The sequence below is a fragment of the Kribbella sp. NPDC056345 genome (assembly GCF_042262745.1).
Classification (GTDB): Bacteria; Actinomycetota; Actinomycetes; order Propionibacteriales; family Kribbellaceae; genus Kribbella.
In genome coordinates, this window is sequence record NZ_JBHJQQ010000009.1 from 180634 (window position 1) to 201512 (window position 20879).

Here is a 20879-nt window from a genome sequence, read left to right on the forward strand (position 1 = left end):
GACTAGTGGAGAAGTTCGTTGCACAGGGCGACGAGTTGCTCGCGGAGCGGGCGGGCGCGCTGAGCGAAGGATCGCTGGGCGGCGGCGTACTCGGCCTTGCCTGCCGTCGTTTCGATCCGCACCGGGTCATAACCCAGCGGTGCCAGGTCATAGGGCGAGGCGCGCATGTCGAGCGTGCGGATGTCGCGGGCGAGCTCGAAACAGTCCAGGACGAGTGGGCTCGGCGTGAACGGCGTGAGCTTGGTGGCCCACTTGTAGAGGTCCATGTTGGCGTGCAGGCAGCCGCCCTGCTCGAGCTGGGGCTGGGCCTCGCGGGTCGGCTGCAGGACGTTCAGTGGCCGGGCCGCGTCGGTGAAGAACCGGAAGGCGTCGAAGTGCGAGCAGCCGATCTTGTGCGACTCGACCACCTGATCGGTGCCCTCGGCCCCCAACCGCAACGGCCACTTCTGATGCCGTACGGCGTCCGTCCGGTACACCATGGCCCATTCGTGCAACCCGAAACACCCGAACTGCGGTTGGCGGTCCAGCGTGGCGCTCAGCAGCGCGCGGATCCAGGTGATGCTGTCGGTACGCCGGTCGATCTCGGCGGGATCGAGTTGCGCAGCGCCATCGATCACCACGTAGCCACGGCGTTCGGCGTACTCGGGGGCGTCGAGCAACCGGAGACCCGGGCCGGGGTGCCAGATGCGGAGCTGGTTCGGCCGGGCGGAGTAGTAGGTGAACAGGAAGTCCTCGACCGGGTGTGGTTCCCGGCGCTGCTTACGGGCGAGATGGCCGGCCAAGAGCGCATCGGCCCGCGCGGTGTGGGCGAGCTGGAGAGGCTCCCAGTCAGATCTGAGCAGAGTGGTCACAGGTCGAGAGAGAACGCGTAGAGGTCCAGACCGGGGATCGGCGCCCAGTCCCGCTCGGGCAGCCGGGTGAAGCCGAGCCGTTCGTAGATGCGGTGGGCGGTTGTCATGGCTACCGCGCTGCTGAGAACAATGCGCGGCAGGCCGAGCTCACGGGTGCGCTCAATGCAATGCGAGGTGAGGGCAGTCCCGATCCCGAGTCCACGCGCGCGTCCGGCGACTCCGAGCATCCGGAACTCGCCCTCGTGCTCCAGCCCGATCTCGCGGTACACCGAGCCGGGCGGGCAGTAGGTCACTGTGCCGAGCAGGCCGTCGGAGTCCGCCGCGACCCACAGCTCAGCCTTGGCTGCCCGATCGGCAGCAGCACGCAGCGTCATCGCGTACTCACCGCGGACGAAACCGTCGTGCGTGTACGCGTCCACGGTCAGGTCGCCGACGGCGTCGTACTCGTCCGGCCGGGCCTGGCGGATCTCCCAAGTCACCACACCACTGTCTCATTCCAGTACGACGGTAGGCTCGGCCCGTGCGTATCGCCAGATTCTCCGTCGACGACGAACCCAAGTACGGCCTCGTCGAGACCGACGACCCCGAAGGCCTCAGCGGCACCGTCGCCCTGCTCGACTCCGACCCGCTCTACCGGCCGGTCCAGCTCACCGGGGAGACCCTGCAGCTGGCCGACGTCCGGCTGCTGGCCCCGGTGATCCCGCGCAGCAAGGTGGTCTGCGTCGGCCGCAACTACGCCGCGCACGCCGCCGAGCTGGGCAACGAGGTGCCGAAGGAGCCGATGATCTTCCTGAAGCCGAACACCTCGGTGGTCGGCCCGCTGGACGGCATCGTCTACCCCGAGCAGACCAACGACCTGCAGTTCGAGGGTGAGCTGGCGATCGTGATCGGCCGGATCTGCCGCGACCTGCCCAAGGAGCGCGCCGAGGAAGTGATCTTCGGCTACACGATCGCGAACGACGTGACGGCTCGCGACCTGCAGAAGTCCGACGGGCAGTGGGCCCGCGCCAAGGGCTACGACACGTTCTGCCCGCTCGGCCCGTGGATCCAGACCGACCTCGACGTGGCGGATCTGCGGGTGACCACGACCCTGAACGGCGAGACCAAGCAGGACGGGTGGACGTCGCAGTTCATCTTCGACATCCCGACCGTGCTGGCCTACATCACCTCGTTCACCACGCTGCTGCCGGGCGACGTCGTACTGACCGGGACGCCGGCGGGGGTCGGCCCGATGCTGCCCGGCGACTCGGTCTCGGTCACCGTCGAAGGCCTCGGCACCCTGACGAACAGGGTGATCGTGCGTGACTGAGCGGCCCGCTCGCGACGACTCCGGCGTCCTGGGCGGCCTGGCTCCGACGGACGTCCGGGTGCGGTTCCCACCGTCCCCGACCGGCCTGCTCACCGTCGGCAACATCCGCAGTGCCTTGTTCAACTGGGCCTTCGCCCGGCACTACGGCGGCACGCTCGTGCTGCGGATCGAGGACACCGACCAGGCCCGGAACACCCCCGAGGCGCTCGACTACACCCTCGACGCGCTGCGCTGGCTGGGCCTGACCTGGGACGAGGGCCCCGAGGCCGGTGGCGACCACGGCCCGTACCTGCAGTCCGAGCGGATGCAGATCTACGCCGACATCGTCGGCAAGCTGATGGACACCGGCAAGGCCTACCACTGCTACTGCTCGCAGGAGGAGCTCGACGACCGCCGCGAGACCGCGCGGTCGGCCGGACAACCCAGCGGGTACGACGGTCACTGCCGCGCGCTGACCGCCGAGCAGGTGAAGGCGTTCCTCGACGAGGGCCGCCGGCCGGTCGTCCGGCTGCGGATGCCGGACCGGCCGATCGTGTTCGACGACCTGGTCCGTGGCGAGATCACCTTCCTCCCGGAGAACCTCGGCGACTACGTCCTGGTCCGCGCCAACGGCTACCCGCTCTACCCGCTGGTGAACCCGGTCGACGACGCGCTGATGAACATCACCCACGTCCTGCGCGGTGAGGACCTGCTCTCCTCGACGCCCCGGCAGATCGCGCTCTACGAGGCGCTCGCCGAGATCGGCATCGGCAGCGGCCGGACCCCGCGGTTCGGGCACCTGCCGATGGTGATGGGTTCCGAGGGCAACAAGAAGCTGTCCAAGCGCGACGCCGGTGCCGGGCTGGACGAGTACCGGACCCAGGGCTTCCTGCCGGAGGGCCTGCTGAATTACCTCGCCCTGCTCGGCTGGTCGATCGCCGACGACCGCGACGTGTTCACGCTGGCGGAGATGGTCGCCGCCTTCGACATCCGCAAGGTGAACTCGAACGCGGCCCGCTTCGACCAGAAGAAGTGTGAGGCGATCAACGCCGCCCACATGCGGATGCTCCCGCAGGAGGAGTTCGCCGCACGGACGGTCCCGTTCCTGGTCGCGGCCGGGTACCTGCCGGCGGTGCCGAGTGACGAACAGCTTGCGGTACTGCGAGCCGCCGTACCGCTGGTGCAAGAGCGGATGGACGCGTTCGGGGAGTCGGTCGAGCTGCTCGGCTTCCTGTTCGCGGGTGAGGACTTCGTGATCGAGCCGGACGCCGCGGCGAAGGTGCTGGCCGGTGACGCGGGCGCTGTGCTGGCGGCGTCGGCCCGGGCGCTCGAAGGCGTCGAGTGGACCACCGCGGCGATCGAGGCCGCACTCCGGGCATCGCTGGTCGACGGTCTCGGCCTGAAGCCGAAGAAGGCGTTCGGCCCGGTCCGCGTGGCCGTCTCCGGCCGCCGCGTCTCGCCACCCCTGTTCGAATCGATGGAGCTGCTCGGCCGGGAGACCTCCCTCCGGCGGATCGAGCAGGCGCTGGTGAAGGTGGAGCACTGATGGGTCCGACGTACCAACGGTTGCTGAAGAACGACCAGGCCCCACCCGGGTACGTCGTCCTCGGCGCACTGACGATCTGGGTCGGCTGGGCGGTCGCGTCGATCGTCTTCATCACCTCCGCCCGGGCGATCCGCACGGATCCCGCGGGCACGATGTCGTGGATCACGCTGCTGGCCAACAACCTGTCGCTGGCCGCGTTCATCCCGCTGAGCTTCATCGTCGCGCAGAAGCTGAACCGGCAGGCGCCCGGTCTGCTGTCCTCGGTGCTCGGGCGGATCCGCTGGCGACCGCTGGCCTGGTTCGCCGCGGCCGCCGTACTGGTGGAGCTGCTGTCGCTGATCGCGATCAAGACCCTCGGCATCGAGCTGCTCGGGAAGGGCAACGGCCCGGCGCCGGATGCGGCGGCCGTCATCGTGGTCGTGCTGCTGACCTCGACCATCCAGTCGGCGGGGGAGGAGTACTACTACCGCGGCTACCTGCTGCAGGCGTGCGGCGCACTGCTGCGCAACCCGCTGGTGGCAGTCCTCGTCACCACCGTCCTCTTCACCATGGCGCACAACGTGCTGCCCTGGCAGAGCCCGGCGCTCTTCCTGGACCGCTTCGCCTTCGGGCTCGTCGCGGCGCTGCTCGCAATCCGCACCGGCGGACTCGAGGCCGGCATCGCAGCCCACGCCGCCAACAACGTGGTGACCTTCGTGTACGCCGCTCTGACCGACAGCGTCGGCGCCAGTATCGGAGCGAAGGAGGCGCCGTGGTCGCTCGTCCTCGTCGACATCGCGAAGTTCGCGCTCTTCGGTGCGATCGCCCTCTGGATCGGCAAGCGGATGAAGGTCGAGACGACCTGCGAGCTACCGCTGGCACAGACGCCGAGACTGGTGTGACACGAGTGACAACCCGCCGCCGGGGCCTCGTTTTGGTGTCCGGCGGTTGGCTCGGGTAAGCTCTCCGAGCCGGGTTGGTGAGGGCGGAAACGAACTCTCCAAGCCAGCGAAATGCCTTTGGGGTATGGGGTAATTGGCAGCCCGTCTGATTCTGGTTCAGTTAGTCTAGGTTCGAGTCCTAGTACCCCAGCGGATTGGACCGCACCGATGAAAATCGGTAAAGTTCAACCTCGTTGCCCGGCCCGTAAGGGCCGGTCGGCAAACCTCTGGCCCCGTTGTGTAGCGGCCTAGCACGCCGCCCTCTCAAGGCGGTAGCGCGGGTTCGAATCCCGTCGGGGCTACCAGAGTGGAGACCCCCAACCTCACGGTTGGGGGTCTTTTTGCTGTTCCTGGACACCGGCGATCTAACCGCTTAGAGTCTAACCGCTTAGATTCCTCGGCTCGCGTGTTGAGAGGTGCCCATGAAGCGGAGTGCGGTACTCGCGGTGGTGGTGGCCCTGCTGGTGGCGGGGTGTGGTGGGTCGTCCGATCAGCCGGCTGGTGGGGACTCCGGGCCGGCGACCGGGACGATCACGTTCACGGGGACGGACAATGCAGCCACGTATGCGCCGGTGATTGCGGCGTTCGAGGCGAAGAATCCGGGGATCAAGGTCAGCTACGCGCAGATTCCGTTCGATCAGTTCAACGCGACGATGCAGCAGCGGCTGAGTGCGAAGGATGCCGGGATCGACGTCTACACGGTCGACGAGCCGCGGGTTTCGCAGTTGGCGGCGAAGGGGTTCCTGGTGGAGCTCGGCGAGCTGGACGGGCGGGCGAAGAGTTCGTTCGGGGCGACGGCGTACGCGGTGAATCACTTCCGCGACAAGCTGTGGTCGCTGCCGATGTGGAACTCGACGCAGTTCCTCTTCTACAACAAGGCCGCGCTGGCCAAGGCGCAGGTCGTGCCGCCGACCGCGGATCCGGCCAAGCGGTGGACCTGGGAACAGGTTGAGGCGGCGGGCCGTAAGGCGCAGCAGGCGGGGACCAAGTACGGGCTGTTCATGGAGCAGCCCGAGGCCTACTACCAGCTGCAGCCGTTGGCCGAGTCGCTCGGCGGTGGGTCCGGCATCACCGGTGACGACATGCTCACGCCCGCGGTCGAGACGGACGGCTGGAAGAAGGCCATGCAGTGGTACGGCGCCACCTACGCGAGCGGACTGTCGCCGCGGGGGATCGGCGGCTTCCAGACCGGGCCGGTGTTCAGTACCGGCAATGCGGCGTTCTTCGTCGGTGGTCCGTGGGATCTGAAGATCTTCGGCAGCGCGAAGTTCGACTGGGGCGTCGCGCCGCTGCCGTACTTCGCCGGCGGCAAGCCGGTGACGCCGACCGGGTCGTGGTCACTCGGGATCAACCCGGCGTCGAAGCAGCAGGGGATGGCGCGGAAGTTCATCGAGTTCGCGACCCTCGATCCGGCCGGAAACCTGGCCACCACGAAGACGACCACGATCATCCCGGCCAACCTCGAGGCGCAGAAGCAGTACCTGCCCGCGATGGACGCCTACTCCGGTGCACACACCGTCGGCGCTTCCGCGATCACGGCGTACGAGGCGGCCAGTACGGCGACCTCGCGGCCGGTGAGTGTCGGCTACATCCAGTTCGAGGAAGTGATGGGTAAGGCGTTCGCCGACATCCGCAACGGCAGCGAACCCAACGCCCGCCTTGCCGAAGCAACCCGTCAGCTCACGGCCGCCTGGAAGTCGATTAAGTGAAGAAGCAGCGACAGGGACTGATCGCGCTCGCGTTCCTGGCGCCGGCGCTGATCAGTCTCGCCGTGCTCCGGATCGGCCCGGCGATCTACGCCCTGATCGAGAGCTTCTACGCCGAAAGCCTGCTCCGCGGCGGTCGCGTCTTCACCGGCCTCGGCAACTACACGGATCTGCTGGCGAACAAGGACTTCCGGCAAGCCGTCGCCGTGACCCTCCTGTTCACCGTGCTGATCAATCCGATCCAGGTCGTCGCGTCGTTCCTGCTCGCCGTCCTCTTCACTCAACGCGCACCCGGCACCCGCCTCTGGCGCACCCTGGTCATCCTCCCGATCGCCACGCCACCAGCGGTCTCGGCCGTGATCTGGAGCGTGATCTACCGGCCGGACGGAATCGCCAATGGCCTGCTGGCCCGGCTCGGTCTGCCCGAGCAGCCGTTCCTCACCTCGTCGAGCCAGGTGCTCCCGGCGTTGATCGTGCTGCTGTCCTGGATCGGCGTCGGGTACTGGATGCTCTTCCTGATCGCCGGTATCCAGGACATCCCCGGCGAGATCCGCGAGGCCGCCCTGCTTGACGGCGCCGGTGCCTGGCGCCGGATGATCTCGGTGACGCTCCCGCTGGTACGGCGGCCGCTCGCGTTCGTGCTCGTCGCCGACACCGTCTCGAACCTGCTCGTGTTCGCCCCCGTGCAGATCCTCACCAAAGGCGGACCGAACGGCGTCAGCAACCTCCTGATGTACGACGTCTACACCCGTGCCTATGCATTGGGCGACATCCACGTCGCCCAGGCCGAGGTCGTCCTGCTGGTCGCCCTGACGATCGCAATCGTGGCCGCACAGTTCCGGCTGCTGCGAGGTGACCACGCATGAGAAGACTTGCGCTGTCGGTGCTCGGCGCCGTGATCGGTCTGCTGTTCTTCATCCCGCTGCTGTGGGTCGTCACGAACTCGTTCCGGCCCGGCTCGGAGACGTTCGCGCACCTGAGCCCGCTGACCTGGGAGTCGTTCTTCGAGCTGCGCCCGACCCTGATCAACTACCGCGATCTCTTCGGCGGCGAGATCGGTCGCGCGACCCTCAACTCGATCCTGGTCAGCGCAGCGACCGTGGTCGTCGGGCTGGCGGTCTGTGCCTCCGCCGCCTTCGGGCTCGCCGCCTTCCAGTACCGCGGCCGCGGGCTCGCGTTCGGCATCGTCGTACTGAGTTTCCTTGTGCCGTTCGACGCGATCGCGATCCCGCTGTCGACGATGTTCCGGGACTGGAACCTGACCAACACCTTCACCGGCCTGGTGCTGCCCGGGATCGGCAACGGGATGGCGATCTTCCTGCTCCGGCAGTTCTTCCTCGGCATCCCGGCCGAGCTGGTCGAGGCCGGCCGGCTGGACGGGCTCGGCTGGTTCGGGGTATTCCGGTGGATCTACCTGCCGCTGTCCCGGCCGGCACTGATCGGCGCCGGGCTGATGCTGTTCCTCTTCCAATGGCAGTCCTACGTCTGGCCGCTGCTGATAGGGACAGACGCCGAGCACATCGTCGGTCCGGTGGCCCTGGCCAACCTGCAAGGGCAGAACTTCACCGACTACGGTCTGGTCTTCGCCGGTGCTGTCGTCCTCACGATCATCCCGCTCGCGGTTATCGCGGGTTTCCAGAAGTACTTCGTCCAGTCCGTCTCCAGCAGCGGCCTCAAATGAAGGAGCTCTCCTGATGCGCCAATTGATCCTCGACACCGACATCGGTTCGGACGTCGACGACGCGATGGCGCTTGCGCTGATCCTCGGCACACCAGCCCTGGACCTGGTCGCGATCCACACCGTGTACGGCGACACCCGCCTGCGCTCGCAGCTGGCCCGCCGGTACGGCGCTCTGGCCGGAAGTGACCTCACTGTCGTGGCCGGTACGGCGGAACCGTTGTCGGGCCGCGAAGTGTGGTGGGCCGGTCACGAGGGCACCCTGCACAAGGATCTGGACGCGGAGACGTTCGCACCGGGCAGCGCGCCCGAAGACCTGGTTGCCCGGCTGCAGAACAACCAGGGCGCACTGGATGTCGTTGCGATCGGCCCCCTGACCAATCTGGCTGCCGCACTCGAGCTGGAGCCCCGGATCGTCCAGTGGATCCGGCACCTGTGGGTGATGGGCGGCTGGTTCGGTGCGGACGCTGAGCCAGAGCACAACTTCAAGAGTGACGACGTGGCCGCGCGCGTCGTACTCACAGCAGGTATCCCCACCACGATCACTGCCATCGAGATCACCCGTCAGGTCAGCATCACGAACGCCCTGCTGCAACGGATCCGGGCCGCTGGCCCACTCGGTGCGGCGCTGGGTGCGGACATCGAGCAGTGGTGGGCGTACTGGAACGAGACGTGGAACGTCCCGCACGACCCGGTCGCAGTGCTGACCCTGGCGCGGCCGGATCTGTTCACGCTGTCCGAGCCTGGTCGGGTGACCATCGGCGCTGGCGGTCTCAGTACGTTCACTCCGGATCCGGCGGGTACCGTGCGGATTGTGACCGAGCTGGATGCCGTTGCTGTTGCCGAGGAGATCACTGCGCGGATCGTGGCCGCAGCAGAGGAGACTGATGGCGACGGCTCGTGACGTCGCCGATCGGGCGGGCACGTCCACGGCAACCGTCAGCTACGTCTTCAACAACGGCCCGCGGCCGGTAGCGGCGGCCACGCGACAGCGTGTGCTGGAGGCGGCCGCGGAGCTGGACTACAAGCCGAACGCGGTCGCCCGCGCACTCAGCGCGGGTCGCTCCTTCTCTTTGGGGCTGCTGATCCCGCAGGTGCGCAATCCCTTCTTCGGCACGCTGACCGAGCACCTGGAGACCGTGGCCCGGGCACACGGCCACCTGCTGCTGATCGGTGACTCGGCGGGTGATCCGGCGCAGGAGTCCGCGCACATCGGCTCGTTCATCGAGCGGAAGGTGGACGGCGTCGTACTGGTGTCGCTGCTGGCGGAGCCGGCGATCCGGCGGTTCAGCTCGGCAGGTGTGCCGGTGGTGGCGCTGCACCCGGTGCCGGACGGTGTGACGGTCTCAACACTGTCTATCGACTACGTGGCTGCGGCTGAGGCTGCGGTGGATCACCTGCTGTCGCACGGCTACAAGACCTTGGCTGTACTAACAGGACCAGAAGACTCACCGGGTACGGCGCAGCACCGGGCTGGGGTTGAGCGTGCCCTGCAAGCACATCCGAAGGTGACAGTGCGGTACCAGGCGGGCCCGGTATCCCGGTTCGCTGCGCGGGACGCCGTACAGGCTTGGTTTCAGCAGAAGCGGCCGCCGCGGGCTGTGTACTGCGCTACGGATGAGCAGGCGTTCGGAGTCCTGTTTGCTGCGTGGGCGGCCGGACTGCGCGTGCCGGAGGACGTTGCGGTGATGGGTGTCGACGGCACCGATGAGTGTGCGGTGACGATCCCGCCGCTGGCCAGTGTGCGGCAGCCGGTCGAGGAGATCGCGCGGCGGGCCGTAGACGTACTACTGGCCGCCCCCGATCGGGAGGCGGCCAGAGTGGTCTTGGACTATGAGCTGGTACCGCGAACCTCTTGCGGGTGCTCTGCTTGATTCCTTCCCCGCCCCACCACCCCGGTCTTACTCCGATGCGCGGCGCAGGGCCTCGGAGAGGCGCTCGGCCGCTGCCATGACGGCCGGGGCGTGCATGCGGCCGGGCTGACGGGACAGGCGCTCGATCGGACCGGATACGGAGACCGCGGCAATCACCTTGCCACTGGGGGAGCGAACCGGAGCGGAGACCGAGGCAACGCCCTGCTCGCGCTCACCGACCGAGTGGGCCCAGCCACGACGCCGCACGCCGGCCAGCGCGGCCGCGTTGAAGGTCGCGTTGTGAAGGCCACGGTGCATGCGCTCCGGGTCCTCCCAGGCAAGCAGTATTTGCGCAGCCGACCCGGCCGCCATGGTCAGCTGGCTGCCCACCGGAACGGTGTCGCGCAGACCTGACGGACGCTCAGCGGCCGCGACACAGACGCGGTACTCGCCCTGACGGCGGAACAACTGGGCGGATTCACCAGTGATGTCTCGCAGCCGTGCGAGCACCGGACCGGCGGTCGCGAGGAGACGGTCCTCGCCGGCGGCGGAGGCCAACTCGCTGAGTCGCGGGCCGAGCACGAAGCGTCCCTGCATGTCCCGCCCGACCAGGCGGTGGTGCTCGAGAGCCACTGCCAGCCGATGTGCCGTCGGCCGCGCCAGCCCCGTGGCCGCCACGAGTCCGGCCAGGGTCGCCGGTCCGGACTCGAGTGCGGACAGAACGAGAGCTGCTTTGTCGAGCACGCCGACTCCGCTAGAGTTGTCCATGAGACGATACTGCCGTCTCGAATCGTGGAACGCAAGTCGCTTCGGGCCCTCGATCGAGAGCACTGTGAGCGAAAGCACCCTCACCACACAGCAAACCTCAAAGGAGAGTCTGATGGGTAGGACGTTGTCGGAAAAGGTCTGGGATGCACATGTTGTGCGCCATGCAGACGGAGAGCCCGACCTCCTCTACATCGATCTCCATCTGGTGCACGAGGTCACCAGTCCGCAGGCCTTCGACGGGCTGCGGCTGGCCGGGCGGCAGGTCCGCCGGCCGGATCTGACGATCGCGACCGAGGACCACAACGTCCCGACGCTGGACGTGGACAAGCCGATCGCCGACCTGGTGTCGCGGACCCAGGTGGACACGCTGCGCAAGAACGCCAAGGAGTTCGGCGTCCGGATCCACACGCTCGGCGACCCCGACCAGGGCGTCGTACACGTGATCGGCCCGCAGCTCGGCCTGACCCAGCCCGGGATGACCGTGGTCTGCGGTGACAGCCACACCTCGACGCACGGCGCGTTCGGTGCGATTGCCTTCGGCATCGGTACCAGCGAGGTCGAGCACGTGCTGGCGACCCAGACGCTGATGCAGGCCCGGCCGAAGACGATGGCCGTCACCGTCGACGGCGTGCTGCCGGATGGCGTCTCGGCCAAGGACCTGGTGCTCTCGCTGATCGCGCAGGTCGGCACCGGTGGTGGCCAGGGCTACATCGTCGAGTACCGCGGCGAGGCGATCCGGTCGCTGAGCATGGAAGCCCGGATGACGATCTGCAACATGTCGATCGAGTGGGGCGCCAAGGCCGGCATGATCGCGCCGGACGAGACGACCTTCAACTACCTGAAGGACAAGCCGCACGCGCCGCAGGGTGTCGACTGGGAAGCCGCGGTCGAGTACTGGAAGAGCCTGGCCACCGACGAGGACGCAACCTTCGACCGCGAGGTCGTGCTGCGTGCCGAGGACGTCGCACCGTTCGTCACCTGGGGCACCAACCCCGGCCAGGGCGTGCCGCTGTCGGCCAACGTGCCGTCGCCGGACGACTTCGACAACGAGAACGACAAGAAGGCGGCCGAGCGTGCGCTGGAGTACATGGGCCTGACGGCCGGTACGCCGCTGCGCGAGGTCAAGGTGGACACGGTCTTCCTGGGCTCCTGCACCAACGGCCGGATCGAGGACCTGCGCGCCGCGGCCGGCGTGCTGGCCGGGCGGAAGGTTGCCGAGGGCACCCGGATGCTCGTCGTACCGGGGTCGGGCCGGGTCCGGCTGCAGGCCGAGTCCGAGGGGCTGGACAAGATCTTCAAGGACGCCGGTGCCGAGTGGCGGGGCGCGGGTTGCTCGATGTGCCTGGGAATGAACCCGGACACCCTCGCACCCGGTGAGCGCAGCGCCTCCACCTCGAACCGCAACTTCGAAGGCCGTCAGGGCAAGGGCGGTCGCACCCACCTGGTCTCGCCGCTGGTCGCGGCTGCCACTGCCGTCACCGGCACGCTCGCTGCCCCGGCAGACCTGCAGCCCATCGATGTCGCCGTACCCGAGAACGTCTGAGGAGCTCAGAAATCATGGATGCCTTCACCCAGCACATCGGTACGGCGGCCCCGCTGCGCCGCAGCAACGTCGACACCGACCAGATCATCCCGGCCGAGTACCTGAAGCGGGTCACCCGGACCGGATTCGAGGACGGCCTGTTCGCTGCCTGGCGCAACGATCCCGAGTTCGTCCTGAACCAGCCGGAGTACGGCGGTGTGTCCGTCCTCGTGGCCGGCCCCGACTTCGGGACCGGATCCTCGCGTGAGCACGCGGTCTGGGCCCTGCTCGACTACGGCTTCCGCGTCGTCGTCTGCTCGCGGTTCGGCGACATCTTCCGTGGCAACTCCGGTAAGGCCGGTCTGCTCGCGGCCCTGGTCACCCAGGACGTCGTGGAGCAGCTGTGGGCAACGGTCGAGAAGGACCCGGGCACCAAGGTGACCGTCGATCTCGAGGCCAAGACGATCTCCGCCGGTGAGCTCTCCGCGCCGTTCGAGATCGACGACTACACGCGCTACCGGCTGCTGAACGGCCTCGACGACGTCGGCATCACCTTGTCCCACGAGGCCGACATCGCCGCGTACGAAGCGACTCGGCCGGCCTTCAAGCCGGCCACCCTGCCTGCAAAGGCTTGAGCCAGCAGAGTTCTCGCCCCTGTAACGTTTGCGTGGACAGGGGCGATAACTCTGGTGTTACCCTTGCGTGGTTGTCAGAACAAGGCTTGCGAGACCTAGGAGGTGAGGCGCTGATGAACAGCGAACCCTCCAGACATATGGGTCTCGCTCGACCTCTGTAGGGCTGACTTTTCCATCCTCCTGCAGTAGCGGTCGGGCAGACGTGACATGCGCTCACTCACCCGTACCACCGCACCTGGAGGACTCATGTCCGACCTTCGCCTGCGCACGTTCCGTGCGTTCAGCCGTACGCCGTCACTGCGTGGCACCGCGCGTAAGCACGCCGCACCCGCTCCCGTGATCGAGCCGGCCGCCGAGAAGCCGCGCGACACCCAGAAGCCCAAGGGCCACAGCGTCGTCGACAGCGCGATCTACTGCGACGGCCGCCGGATCGCCTCGCCCGAATCACTGGCCGAGACCTATCGCGTGCTGCACAAGGCACCGCAGGGCCTGGCCTGGATCGGCCTGTATCGCCCGGACCAGCGCGAACTCAACTCCCTGGCCCAGGAGTTCGGTCTGCACGAGCTGGCCGTCGAGGACGCCATCCAGGCCCATCAGCGGCCGAAGCTCGAGCGGTACGGCGACACGTTGTTCGTCGTCCTGAAGGCCGCGCGGTACCGGGACGCGACCGAGGAGGTCGAGTTCGGCGAGGTGCACGTGTTCGTCGGCCCGGACTTCGTGGTGACGGTCCGGCATGCCGAGGCGCCCAACCTGGCCGCGGTCCGGCGTCGCGTCGAGCACGATCCCGAGTTGCTCAACCTCGGCACCGAGGCTGTTCTCTACGCGATCCTGGACAAGGTCGTCGACGGCTACGCACCAGTGGTCGCAGGTCTCGAGAACGACATCGACGAGATCGAGACCGAGGTGTTCCGCGGTGACCCGAAGGTGTCGCGGCGTATCTACGAGCTGTCCCGTGAGGTGATCGAGTTCCAGCGCGCGACCCGGCCGCTGGTCGGCATGCTCCAAGGGCTGCGGGGCGGTTTCGACAAGTACGGCGTCGACGAGGAACTGCAGCGTTATCTGCGCGACGTCGCCGACCACGTCACCGAGGTGGTGGAGAAGGTCGACGGTTTCCGTGAACTGCTGCGCGACATCCTGACGGTGAACGCGACCCTGGTGGCCCAGCAGCAGAACGAGGAGATGAAGAGTCTCACCATCGCGAGCAGCGAGCAGAACGAAGAGGTGAAGCGGATCTCTGCGTGGGCGGCGATCCTGTTCGCGCCGACCCTGATCGGCACTGTCTACGGGATGAACTTCGACTACATGCCGGAGCTCCATTGGCAGCTCGGATACCCGTTCGCGATCGGCCTGATGGCGTTGGTGTGCGTCGGTCTGCACCAGATCTTCAAGCGCCGCGGATGGCTCTGAAACGAGCCAAAACCTCGCAGGAACACCGGATTCGGGCGGTTTGTGGCAAGAATCGCCTAAAAACAAGCCGAAATGCCGCGTGGGTGTTTGGCAACGGCCTGCGGAGTCCATAACGTTCCTGAGAGATCGAGCGCTGTGCTCGACACCCAGTTCACGGAGGGAAGACAGTGAACAAGAGCCAGTTGGTCGAAGCGCTCGCAGTGCACTTCGACGGAAACCGCCGCCAGGCTCAGCACGCCCTGGAGTCGATCATCGACACCATCCAGCGCGAGCTGACCAAGAAGGGTGGCAAGGTCGCCATCACCGGTTTCGGTGCCTTCGAAGCCATCGATCGCCCGGCACGCCTGGTCCGGAACCCGCGCACGAACGAGGTTCTCAAGGCCAAGAAGACCGTGGTTCCGAAGTTCCGCGCGGGTGCGGAGCTGAAGGCCGTTGTCTCCGGTGCGAAGAAGCTGCCGAAGCTGGTAGCTCCGAAGGCCACCGCGACCGCCACCAAGGCGGCCGCACCGGCCAAGAAGGCGGCTCCGGTCAAGGCCGCGGCCAAGAAGGCCGCTCCGGTCAAGGCTGCCGCCAAGAAGGCGCCGGCCAAGAAGGCTGCTCCGGTCAAGGCCGCAGCCAAGAAGGCCGCACCGGTCAAGGCCGCCGCCAAGAAGGCGCCGGCCAAGAAGGCCGCACCGGTCAAGGCAGTAGCGAAGAAGGCGCCGGCCAAGAAGGCCCCCGCCAAGAAGGTCGCCGCGAAGAAGGCTCCGGCCAAGCGCGCAGCACGCTGAAGTAACTAGCACCACGGCAGAAGGCCGGTCACTCCCTCCAGGAGCGACCGGCCTTCGCTTGTGTTCTAAAGGACGGTGGCGAAGTCGACCTTGGTGATCGCGAGACTCGCACCGGAGCCGCTGGTCTGGATCCGGACGCGCTGGCCCACCCGCAGCAGCCGAACCGGAGTCTCAGCGATCGCATGCACGGTAAAGGGAAGCTCGATCCCGGTGTCGGTGAGCACCGCTCCGGAGAAGGTCTCGCTGTCGTACCGGCTCACAGTGGCTTGCATGTCAGCAGGCTAGGCCTTCGGACCCGGTTGCGGAACCAAGCACCAGCGACATCACGTCGGCGGTTGCCGGACCGACACCCAGCTGGACGGCGTGCGCGAGATCGGCGGCCGTGTCGACGTCCCGCCGTACCGAGTCCATGTTCGGCAGGTCGATCGGGACTGCCCCGGAAGCCTGGTGGGCCAAGGCGGAGCCGACGCCGAAGCGGGGATCGAGCTCGACACCGGCCGCGGCCGCGAGCATCGTCGTACCGGTGCCTGGCTGGTCGACCACGAACGATCGCGGTGCCACACAGGCCGCGAGCACGGCCGTCAGCTCAGCCGGACGCAACGCGGGCAGGTCGGCCGACAACGCAGCCACACCGTGCCCTGGGAACTCGGCAGCGGCGATCGTGGCACCGTGCCGGAGCGCGCCGTTCAGCCCGTCGGCAGCCAGATCCGGTACGACGTGGGCGCCGACCGCGGTCACGTCCGCAGCCACCACCGGGTCGTCGGTGACCACCAGAACCGCACGCACCAGGCCCGAAGCCAGCGCTGCCGCAGTAGTGTCGACAGCAAAGGCGCGCGCGAGCTCCGGGCGGTGCTGCGGGTAGGCCGCAGCCAGCCGGCTCTTCGCGATCGCCGTACGCTTCACCGGGATCGCCAGGATCCAGGGAACGACCTGTAGGTCTGCCATCAGGCAGGATTCTCCCATGGCGGAGAGCAGTGACCAGCACCAGGAGGCAGTAGTGGACGACCCGAGACCGCGGCGGGGTTTCTGGTTCGGCGTGATCGTCGCGCTCGTCAAGCCGTTCATGCTGGTCTTCACCAAGCACCGGTTCAGCGGCCGGGAGAACATGCCCCGGACCGGCGGCGTGGTGTTCGTGCCGAACCACATCTCGCATTTCGACCCGTTCGTACTCGGCTTCTTCATCTGGGAATGCCGGCGGATTCCGCGGATGCTCGGCAAGGCGTCGTTGTTCAAGCTGCCGATCGCCGGCCGGATCATCACCAGCGCCGGGCAGATTCCCGTGTACCGCGATTCCGCCCAGGCCGCGGACGCGTTCCGCGACGCGGTGGCAGCAGTCGAACGCGGTGAGTGCGTCGGTGTCTATCCCGAAGGCACGATTACCCGCGATCCCGACCTGTGGCCGATGACCGGGAAGACCGGCGCCGCCCGGATCGCGTTGATGACCGGCGCTCCGGTGATTCCGATTGCGAACTGGGGTGCGCAGGAGATTCTCCGGTCCTACACCGGGAAGACGCGGTTCCGCCTGCTGCCGCGCAAGACCGTGCTGGCGCGGGCCGGGAAGCCGGTCGACCTGAGCGCGTTCGAGGGTAAGCCGATCACCAACCAGCTGTTGCACGAGGCAACCGAGGTGATCATGCACGCCCTGGCCGACACCCTGGGCGAACTGCGCGGCGAGACTCCGCCCAAAGAACTGTACGACCTGCGCAAAGCCCGGCGTTCTGACGGTGAGGAGAAAGAATGACAAAGGTCGCGGTGTTCGGTGCCGGATCCTGGGGTACGGCGTTCGCCACGGTGCTGGCGGGGGCCGGGAACCAGGTCTCGTTGTGGGCCCGGCGGCAGTCGGTGTGCGATGTGATCAACACCCAGCACGAGAACCCGGACTACCTGCCGGGGATCCGGTTGTCCGAAGCGATCACTGCGACTCATGATCCGGCTGCGGCGGCCGATGGCGCGGAGGCCGTCGTACTGTCCGTGCCTTCGCAGTCACTGCGGGAGAATCTGCGGGACTGGGCCGGGGTGCTGCCGGACGCCGTACCGCTGGTGAGTTTGATGAAGGGCGTCGAGGTCGGTACGACGTTGCGGATGTCCGAGGTGATCGCGGAGCTGACCGGCGCCGGGCCGGAGCGGATCGCGGTCGTGTCGGGGCCGAACCTGGCGCGCGAGATCGCCGAGGGGCAGCCTGCTGCCGCGGTGGTTGCGTGTGCGGACGAGGGGACGGCGAACCGGCTCCAGAAGCTGTGCCATTCGGGGACGTTCCGTCCTTATACGAACACGGATGTCGTCGGGTGTGAGCTTGGTGGCGCGACGAAGAACGTGATCGCGCTGGCCGTTGGGATGGCGGTCGGGTTCGGGTTCGGCGACAACGCGCGGGCGTCGGTGATCACACGCGGTCTGGCGGAGACGGCTCGGCTCGGTGCTGCGTTGGGGGCGGACGAGCACACGTTCTCCGGTCTGGCTGGTCTTGGTGACTTGGTGGCCACGTGTTCGTCGCCGCTGTCGCGGAACCGGACGTTCGGCGAGAAGCTCGGCCAGGGCATGACGGTCGCCGAGATCGCCGGTGCGACCCGGCAAGTTGCCGAAGGCGTCAAGTCCTGCTCGTCGATCGCCGAGCTCGCACACCACCACGACGTCGAGATGCCGATCGCCGAAGCCGTCACCAAGGTGGTCGCGGGGGAGATGACCCCGAAGGACATGCTGTTCAGTCTCGTCTCGCGTTCGGCGAAGGCGGAGCGCTGGTGATCCCCGAAGCCTTCGCCGCCGCCACCACCAACCGCGAGGGCGAAAAGGGTACGGCGTGGCTCGCGACCCTGCCCGCAATCGTCGACGAACTGATTCAGCGCTGGGACTGCACCCCCGACGGCGACTGGATGCACGGCGAGGTAGGCGTCATCGTCCCGGTACGCCGCTCAGCCGAACCCCTGGTGCTGAAGGTGTCGTTCACCCACCCAGGCAACGTCCACGAACCAGACGCCTACACAGCCTGGAACGGCCGCGGCGCAGTCCACCTCCACGAACGAGCCGACGAGCACTACGCCATGCTCCTCGAACGAGCCCACCCAACCACCTTGCGCGACTCAGGCGCGGACGTCGCCGCGGTAGGTGGCCACATGAGCCGCCTCCTGTCGATCCCGGCCCCCGAAGCCCTGCACCGCTTGAGTGACGGCTCGGGCGGGCTCCCTCGCCTGCAGGAGCGGGCTGATGAGTGGGCCGAGGAACTGCAGAGGGATGTCGCGGAGTTCCCCGGCGCGCTGCCTGACGTGGTGGTCGACCGGGCGTTCGGGGTGATCGACGAGTTGGTGCGGGAGCAGCCCGACGTACTGATTCATGGGGATCTGCATCACCGGAACATCCTGAGCGCGGACCGGGAACCCTGGCTGGCGATTGATCCCAAGGGGTTGATCGGGGATCCGGCGTACGACGCGGTCACGTTCCTGAAGGCTCGGACGTTGGTGCTGATGAACGGCGATCTGCTCGCCGGCATGACGCGGGAGCTTGCGGCGTACTGCGAGGCGGCTGAACTCGACCTGCATCGGGTACGGCGGTGGATTCAGCTCGAGCTGGCGCGGACGGCGTACTGGGTGCGGCGGTACGGGGTCGGGGCGGTCCGGCGGGGGGACATCGCGCGGGATCCGGCGGTGCTGATGATCGACGAGTTGGCGATCAACTGGGCGTGACGAGGACGTGCTGCTGGACCAGGACGGCGGCACCACGCAGCGCCGCGTCGTACGGGGAACGCGTGGTGGTGACGTGCAGCCCGGTGGTGGCCAAGGGCAACGATCGGGCGTAGACGGTTTCGCGGATTCCGGCCAGGAGGTGATCGCCGGCCTGGGAGAGTGAGCCGCCGATCACGAGGACGGACGGGTTCAGCAGGCTGACCGCGGCGGCGAGGACGGTGCCGATCTCGCGGCCGGCCTGGCGGACGGCGGTGGTGGCCGCGGTGTTGCCGGAGCGGACGAGTTCGACGATGTCGTGGCTGCCGGCAACGCCGAGACGGGCGGCGATGGCTGCGGCCGATGCGACCGCCTCCAGACAGCCGGTGTTCCCGCAGCGGCAGAGCTCAGTGTGACCTGGCGTCTGGATGTGGCCGATGTCCCCGGCCGCGCCTTGCGCTCCACGATGCAGCCGGCCGCCGCTGATCACGCCGGCCCCGATCCCGGTGGCGACCTTGACGAACAGCAGGTGCTCGACGTCGGCGTACTCGGTCGCGTGCTCGCCGAGCGCCATGATGTTCACGTCGTTGTCGACCAGCACCGGCCCCGGCAGCTCACGGCTCAGTCGCCCGGCGACGTCGTACGAATCCCAGCCCGGCATGATCGGCGGATGATTCGGCCGCCCGGTCGAGTGCTCGACCGGTCCCGGCAGACCAACCCCCGTTCCAGCCAGGTCGGCTCGAGTGCGGCCGGCTGACTTCAGCAACGACAGACCGGTCCGCACGATCTCGGCCAGCACGATCTCGGGGCCTTCGGCAATGTTCAGCGGAGTGGTCGACCGCGCGACGATCTCGCCGGTCAGGTCGGTGAGTGCGACCGACAGATGCGTCGCGCCGACATCCGCGGCCAGGATCAGCCGGGCCGCCGGATTGAGCCGGAACCGCGCGGGCGGGCGGCCCCCGGTCGACGCGGCCTCACCCGACGGTACGACGAGCCCGGTCGCGAGCAGGGATTCGATCCGGCCGGTCACCGTCGAGCGGGCCAGACCACTGGAGTCGATCAGCTCGGCCCGGGTCCGCGGGCGCCCGTCGAGCAGCAACCGCAACACCGCGTCGGGCTCGCTCATACACTTCCGTCCTCAGGGCGCTGGACTTTTGCTTGACAGGGCTCAAAAGTGTCACATAGCGTCCTTCCACGTGTCCACCAAGCTGAAGGTCGGGATTGTCGGCGGCGGTTTCATGGGCCAGGTGCACGGCAGATCGGCGCTGGTCTCCGGCGCGCAGGTCGTCGGTGCGGTCGGATCCAGCCCGGCCCGCGCCGAGGCAGCGGCCGAAGCATCCGGGGCCGAGCGTGGTTACGAGACGCTCGCGGACCTCCTGGCGGCCGACCTCGACGTCATCCACGTCTGTACGCCGAACAACACCCACCGCGAGGTGACCCTGCAGGCGCTCGCCGCAGGCAAGCACGTGATCTGTGAGAAGCCGCTGGCGACGTCTGTGGCCGATGCAACCGGTCTCGAGGCTGCGGCGCACGAGGCGGGCCTGGTGGGCGCCGTACCGTTCGTCTACCGCTACCACCCGATGGTGCGCGAGCTACGGGCTCGCCTCGCCGCGGGGGAGGCCGGTGAGATCACCAGCCTGCACGGTTCGTACCTGCAGGATTGGCTGGCCGGTGCCGACGACCAGAACTGGCGAGTGGACGACGAGACCGGCGGTCCGTCGCGGACCTTCGCCGACATCGGCTCGCACTGGTGCGACCTGACCGAGTTCGTCACCGGTGACCGGATCGCCGCGATCAGTGCGCAGTTGCGGACCGTTCGCTCGTCGCGTGGCGGCGTCGCAGTTCGGACCGAGGACCTGGCCACCGCACAGTTCCGCACCGAGGCCGGAGTGGTCGGGACGATCGTCGTCAGTCAGGTTGCGGCCGGCCGGAAGAACCGCCTCTACCTGGAGGTCTCCGGGACCGAGGGGAGCTTCGGCTTCGACCAGGAGGACCCCGACCGGCTGTGGGCCGGCCGCCGTACCGCCTCCCAGATCCTGACCCGCGACCCCGACACGCTGAGCCCCGGTGCGGCTCGCGTGAACCGTCTGCCCGCCGGACATGCCCAGGGGTACCAGGACGCGTTCGACTCATTCGTCGCGGACAGCTACGCCGCCGTACTGGGTGACCGCCCGGACGGTCTGCCCGATTTCGCCGCCGGTGCGCGGTCCGCTCAGCTGATCGACGCCGTACTGCGCTCAGCTGCCGCGGACAGTGCCTGGATCACCGTTTAAGAGGAGCTAGCC

Annotated in this window: 22 protein-coding genes and 2 tRNA genes; 18 read left to right on the forward strand and 6 right to left on the reverse strand. The window is 67.8% G+C overall.

Translation table 11 applies throughout. The features are described 5' to 3' along the window. Positions 1-2: 2 nt before the first annotated feature. Together ACFCV3_RS29835 and ACFCV3_RS29840 are read right to left on the reverse strand one after the other, a co-directional pair. Positions 3-851 carry a 3-methyladenine DNA glycosylase gene (locus ACFCV3_RS29835; RefSeq protein WP_376035439.1) on the reverse strand — a complete coding sequence of 283 codons (849 nt, stop codon included), beginning with the start codon at positions 849-851 and terminating at the stop codon, positions 3-5. Beyond that, a complete protein-coding gene (locus tag ACFCV3_RS29840) occupies positions 848-1330 on the reverse strand; it encodes a GNAT family N-acetyltransferase (RefSeq protein WP_376035440.1) in 483 nt (160 codons plus the stop codon). The genes ACFCV3_RS29835 and ACFCV3_RS29840 overlap by 4 nt, the downstream gene beginning before the upstream one ends. 41 nt (positions 1331-1371) lie before the next feature. Here ACFCV3_RS29840 and ACFCV3_RS29845 point away from each other — a divergent pair, with 41 nt between their 5' ends. From ACFCV3_RS29845 to ACFCV3_RS29890, 10 genes are all read left to right on the forward strand, one after another. Beyond that, on the forward strand, positions 1372-2160 hold the full coding sequence (locus ACFCV3_RS29845) for a fumarylacetoacetate hydrolase family protein (RefSeq protein WP_376035441.1): 789 nt from the start codon (positions 1372-1374) through the stop codon (positions 2158-2160). Further along, complete coding sequence (gene gltX / locus ACFCV3_RS29850) at positions 2153-3685, forward strand: glutamate--tRNA ligase (protein WP_376035442.1); 1533 nt, start codon at positions 2153-2155, stop codon at positions 3683-3685. The genes ACFCV3_RS29845 and gltX overlap by 8 nt, the downstream gene beginning before the upstream one ends. Continuing rightward, positions 3685-4566, forward strand: a complete 882-nt coding sequence (locus ACFCV3_RS29855) for a lysostaphin resistance A-like protein (RefSeq protein ID WP_376035444.1) — start codon at positions 3685-3687, stop codon at positions 4564-4566. The genes gltX and ACFCV3_RS29855 overlap by 1 nt, the downstream gene beginning before the upstream one ends. Before the next feature lie 118 nt (positions 4567-4684). Then, positions 4685-4756 (forward strand) — tRNA-Gln (locus tag ACFCV3_RS29860). Positions 4757-4834: 78 nt separating this feature from the next. After that, positions 4835-4910: transfer RNA gene (locus tag ACFCV3_RS29865), tRNA-Glu, on the forward strand. Positions 4911-5027: 117 nt separating this feature from the next. Continuing rightward, a complete protein-coding gene (locus ACFCV3_RS29870) occupies positions 5028-6314 on the forward strand; it encodes an extracellular solute-binding protein (protein WP_376035446.1) in 1287 nt (428 codons plus the stop codon). Beyond that, on the forward strand, positions 6311-7177 hold the full coding sequence (locus ACFCV3_RS29875) for a carbohydrate ABC transporter permease (protein WP_376035448.1): 867 nt from the start codon (positions 6311-6313) through the stop codon (positions 7175-7177). Before ACFCV3_RS29870 ends, ACFCV3_RS29875 begins: the two co-directional genes overlap by 4 nt. Further along, a complete protein-coding gene (locus ACFCV3_RS29880) occupies positions 7174-7992 on the forward strand; it encodes a carbohydrate ABC transporter permease (RefSeq protein WP_376035449.1) in 819 nt (272 codons plus the stop codon). The genes ACFCV3_RS29875 and ACFCV3_RS29880 overlap by 4 nt, the downstream gene beginning before the upstream one ends. A 13-nt stretch (positions 7993-8005) precedes the next feature. Next, complete coding sequence (locus ACFCV3_RS29885; RefSeq protein ID WP_376035451.1) at positions 8006-8893, forward strand: nucleoside hydrolase; 888 nt, start codon at positions 8006-8008, stop codon at positions 8891-8893. Further along, complete coding sequence (locus ACFCV3_RS29890) at positions 8877-9863, forward strand: LacI family DNA-binding transcriptional regulator (RefSeq protein ID WP_376035453.1); 987 nt, start codon at positions 8877-8879, stop codon at positions 9861-9863. The genes ACFCV3_RS29885 and ACFCV3_RS29890 overlap by 17 nt, the downstream gene beginning before the upstream one ends. A gap of 27 nt (positions 9864-9890) precedes the next feature. Here the strand turns inward: ACFCV3_RS29890 and ACFCV3_RS29895 are convergent, their stop codons facing one another. Then, positions 9891-10610 (reverse strand): IclR family transcriptional regulator, encoded by a 720-nt coding sequence (locus tag ACFCV3_RS29895; RefSeq protein ID WP_012922430.1) that lies wholly within the window; start codon positions 10608-10610, stop codon positions 9891-9893. Between the two features lie 112 nt (positions 10611-10722). Between ACFCV3_RS29895 and leuC the strand changes: the two genes are divergently transcribed. The 4 genes from leuC to ACFCV3_RS29915 all read left to right on the forward strand — a co-directional run bounded on the left by leuC (position 10723) and on the right by ACFCV3_RS29915 (position 14944). Next, positions 10723-12153, forward strand: coding sequence for a 3-isopropylmalate dehydratase large subunit (leuC, locus tag ACFCV3_RS29900; RefSeq protein WP_376035456.1), 1431 nt, complete (start codon positions 10723-10725; stop codon positions 12151-12153). Between the two features lie 14 nt (positions 12154-12167). After that, positions 12168-12767: a 3-isopropylmalate dehydratase small subunit gene (gene leuD, locus ACFCV3_RS29905; RefSeq protein ID WP_376035458.1), complete on the forward strand. Its 600-nt coding sequence runs from the start codon at positions 12168-12170 to the stop codon at positions 12765-12767. A gap of 246 nt (positions 12768-13013) precedes the next feature. Then, positions 13014-14174, forward strand: a complete 1161-nt coding sequence (gene corA, locus ACFCV3_RS29910) for a magnesium/cobalt transporter CorA (RefSeq protein WP_376035460.1) — start codon at positions 13014-13016, stop codon at positions 14172-14174. Positions 14175-14341: 167 nt separating this feature from the next. Continuing rightward, the gene (locus tag ACFCV3_RS29915) at positions 14342-14944 is read left to right on the forward strand and encodes an HU family DNA-binding protein (RefSeq protein ID WP_132413273.1); all 603 of its coding nucleotides are present in this window, start codon (positions 14342-14344) and stop codon (positions 14942-14944) included. Positions 14945-15009: 65 nt separating this feature from the next. Here ACFCV3_RS29915 and ACFCV3_RS29920 read toward each other — a convergent pair whose 3' ends face one another. Both ACFCV3_RS29920 and cofC read right to left on the reverse strand, forming a co-directional pair. Beyond that, a complete protein-coding gene (locus ACFCV3_RS29920; protein WP_132413275.1) occupies positions 15010-15216 on the reverse strand; it encodes a hypothetical protein in 207 nt (68 codons plus the stop codon). Position 15217: 1 nt separating this feature from the next. Beyond that, the gene (gene cofC, locus ACFCV3_RS29925) at positions 15218-15889 is read right to left on the reverse strand and encodes a 2-phospho-L-lactate guanylyltransferase (RefSeq protein ID WP_132413277.1); all 672 of its coding nucleotides are present in this window, start codon (positions 15887-15889) and stop codon (positions 15218-15220) included. A gap of 16 nt (positions 15890-15905) precedes the next feature. On the opposite strand from cofC, the gene ACFCV3_RS29930 reads away from it, so the two are divergent. Genes ACFCV3_RS29930 through ACFCV3_RS29940 form a run of 3 tightly spaced genes read left to right on the forward strand, consistent with a single transcriptional unit; the run spans position 15906 to position 18618 of the window. Then, positions 15906-16685 (forward strand): lysophospholipid acyltransferase family protein, encoded by a 780-nt coding sequence (locus ACFCV3_RS29930; RefSeq protein WP_376035463.1) that lies wholly within the window; start codon positions 15906-15908, stop codon positions 16683-16685. Next, a complete protein-coding gene (locus ACFCV3_RS29935; RefSeq protein WP_344155301.1) occupies positions 16682-17683 on the forward strand; it encodes an NAD(P)H-dependent glycerol-3-phosphate dehydrogenase in 1002 nt (333 codons plus the stop codon). Before ACFCV3_RS29930 ends, ACFCV3_RS29935 begins: the two co-directional genes overlap by 4 nt. Next, a complete protein-coding gene (locus ACFCV3_RS29940) occupies positions 17680-18618 on the forward strand; it encodes an aminoglycoside phosphotransferase family protein (RefSeq protein WP_376035465.1) in 939 nt (312 codons plus the stop codon). The genes ACFCV3_RS29935 and ACFCV3_RS29940 overlap by 4 nt, the downstream gene beginning before the upstream one ends. On the opposite strand, the gene ACFCV3_RS29945 is transcribed toward ACFCV3_RS29940, so the two are convergent. Further along, complete coding sequence (locus ACFCV3_RS29945) at positions 18605-19720, reverse strand: ROK family protein (protein WP_376035466.1); 1116 nt, start codon at positions 19718-19720, stop codon at positions 18605-18607. The genes ACFCV3_RS29940 and ACFCV3_RS29945 overlap by 14 nt on opposite strands. A 70-nt stretch (positions 19721-19790) precedes the next feature. On the opposite strand from ACFCV3_RS29945, the gene ACFCV3_RS29950 reads away from it, so the two are divergent. Next, positions 19791-20867 carry a Gfo/Idh/MocA family protein gene (locus tag ACFCV3_RS29950; RefSeq protein ID WP_376035468.1) on the forward strand — a complete coding sequence of 359 codons (1077 nt, stop codon included), beginning with the start codon at positions 19791-19793 and terminating at the stop codon, positions 20865-20867. Positions 20868-20879: the final 12 nt, after the last annotated feature.

Coding starts and splice junctions, on each gene's coding strand:
- ACFCV3_RS29855 (WP_376035444.1), top strand. CDS start 3,685: ATGGGTCCGACGTACCAACGGTTGCTGAAGAACGACCAGGCCCCACCC.
- ACFCV3_RS29870 (WP_376035446.1), top strand. CDS start 5,028: ATGAAGCGGAGTGCGGTACTCGCGGTGGTGGTGGCCCTGCTGGTGGCG.
- ACFCV3_RS29880 (WP_376035449.1), top strand. CDS start 7,174: ATGAGAAGACTTGCGCTGTCGGTGCTCGGCGCCGTGATCGGTCTGCTG.
- ACFCV3_RS29885 (WP_376035451.1), top strand. CDS start 8,006: ATGCGCCAATTGATCCTCGACACCGACATCGGTTCGGACGTCGACGAC.
- ACFCV3_RS29890 (WP_376035453.1), top strand. CDS start 8,877: ATGGCGACGGCTCGTGACGTCGCCGATCGGGCGGGCACGTCCACGGCA.
- ACFCV3_RS29895 (WP_012922430.1), bottom strand. CDS start 10,610: ATGGACAACTCTAGCGGAGTCGGCGTGCTCGACAAAGCAGCTCTCGTT.
- leuC (WP_376035456.1), top strand. CDS start 10,723: ATGGGTAGGACGTTGTCGGAAAAGGTCTGGGATGCACATGTTGTGCGC.
- leuD (WP_376035458.1), top strand. CDS start 12,168: ATGGATGCCTTCACCCAGCACATCGGTACGGCGGCCCCGCTGCGCCGC.
- corA (WP_376035460.1), top strand. CDS start 13,014: ATGTCCGACCTTCGCCTGCGCACGTTCCGTGCGTTCAGCCGTACGCCG.
- ACFCV3_RS29920 (WP_132413275.1), bottom strand. CDS start 15,216: ATGCAAGCCACTGTGAGCCGGTACGACAGCGAGACCTTCTCCGGAGCG.
- cofC (WP_132413277.1), bottom strand. CDS start 15,889: ATGGCAGACCTACAGGTCGTTCCCTGGATCCTGGCGATCCCGGTGAAG.
- ACFCV3_RS29930 (WP_376035463.1), top strand. CDS start 15,906: ATGGCGGAGAGCAGTGACCAGCACCAGGAGGCAGTAGTGGACGACCCG.
- ACFCV3_RS29935 (WP_344155301.1), top strand. CDS start 16,682: ATGACAAAGGTCGCGGTGTTCGGTGCCGGATCCTGGGGTACGGCGTTC.
- ACFCV3_RS29945 (WP_376035466.1), bottom strand. CDS start 19,720: ATGAGCGAGCCCGACGCGGTGTTGCGGTTGCTGCTCGACGGGCGCCCG.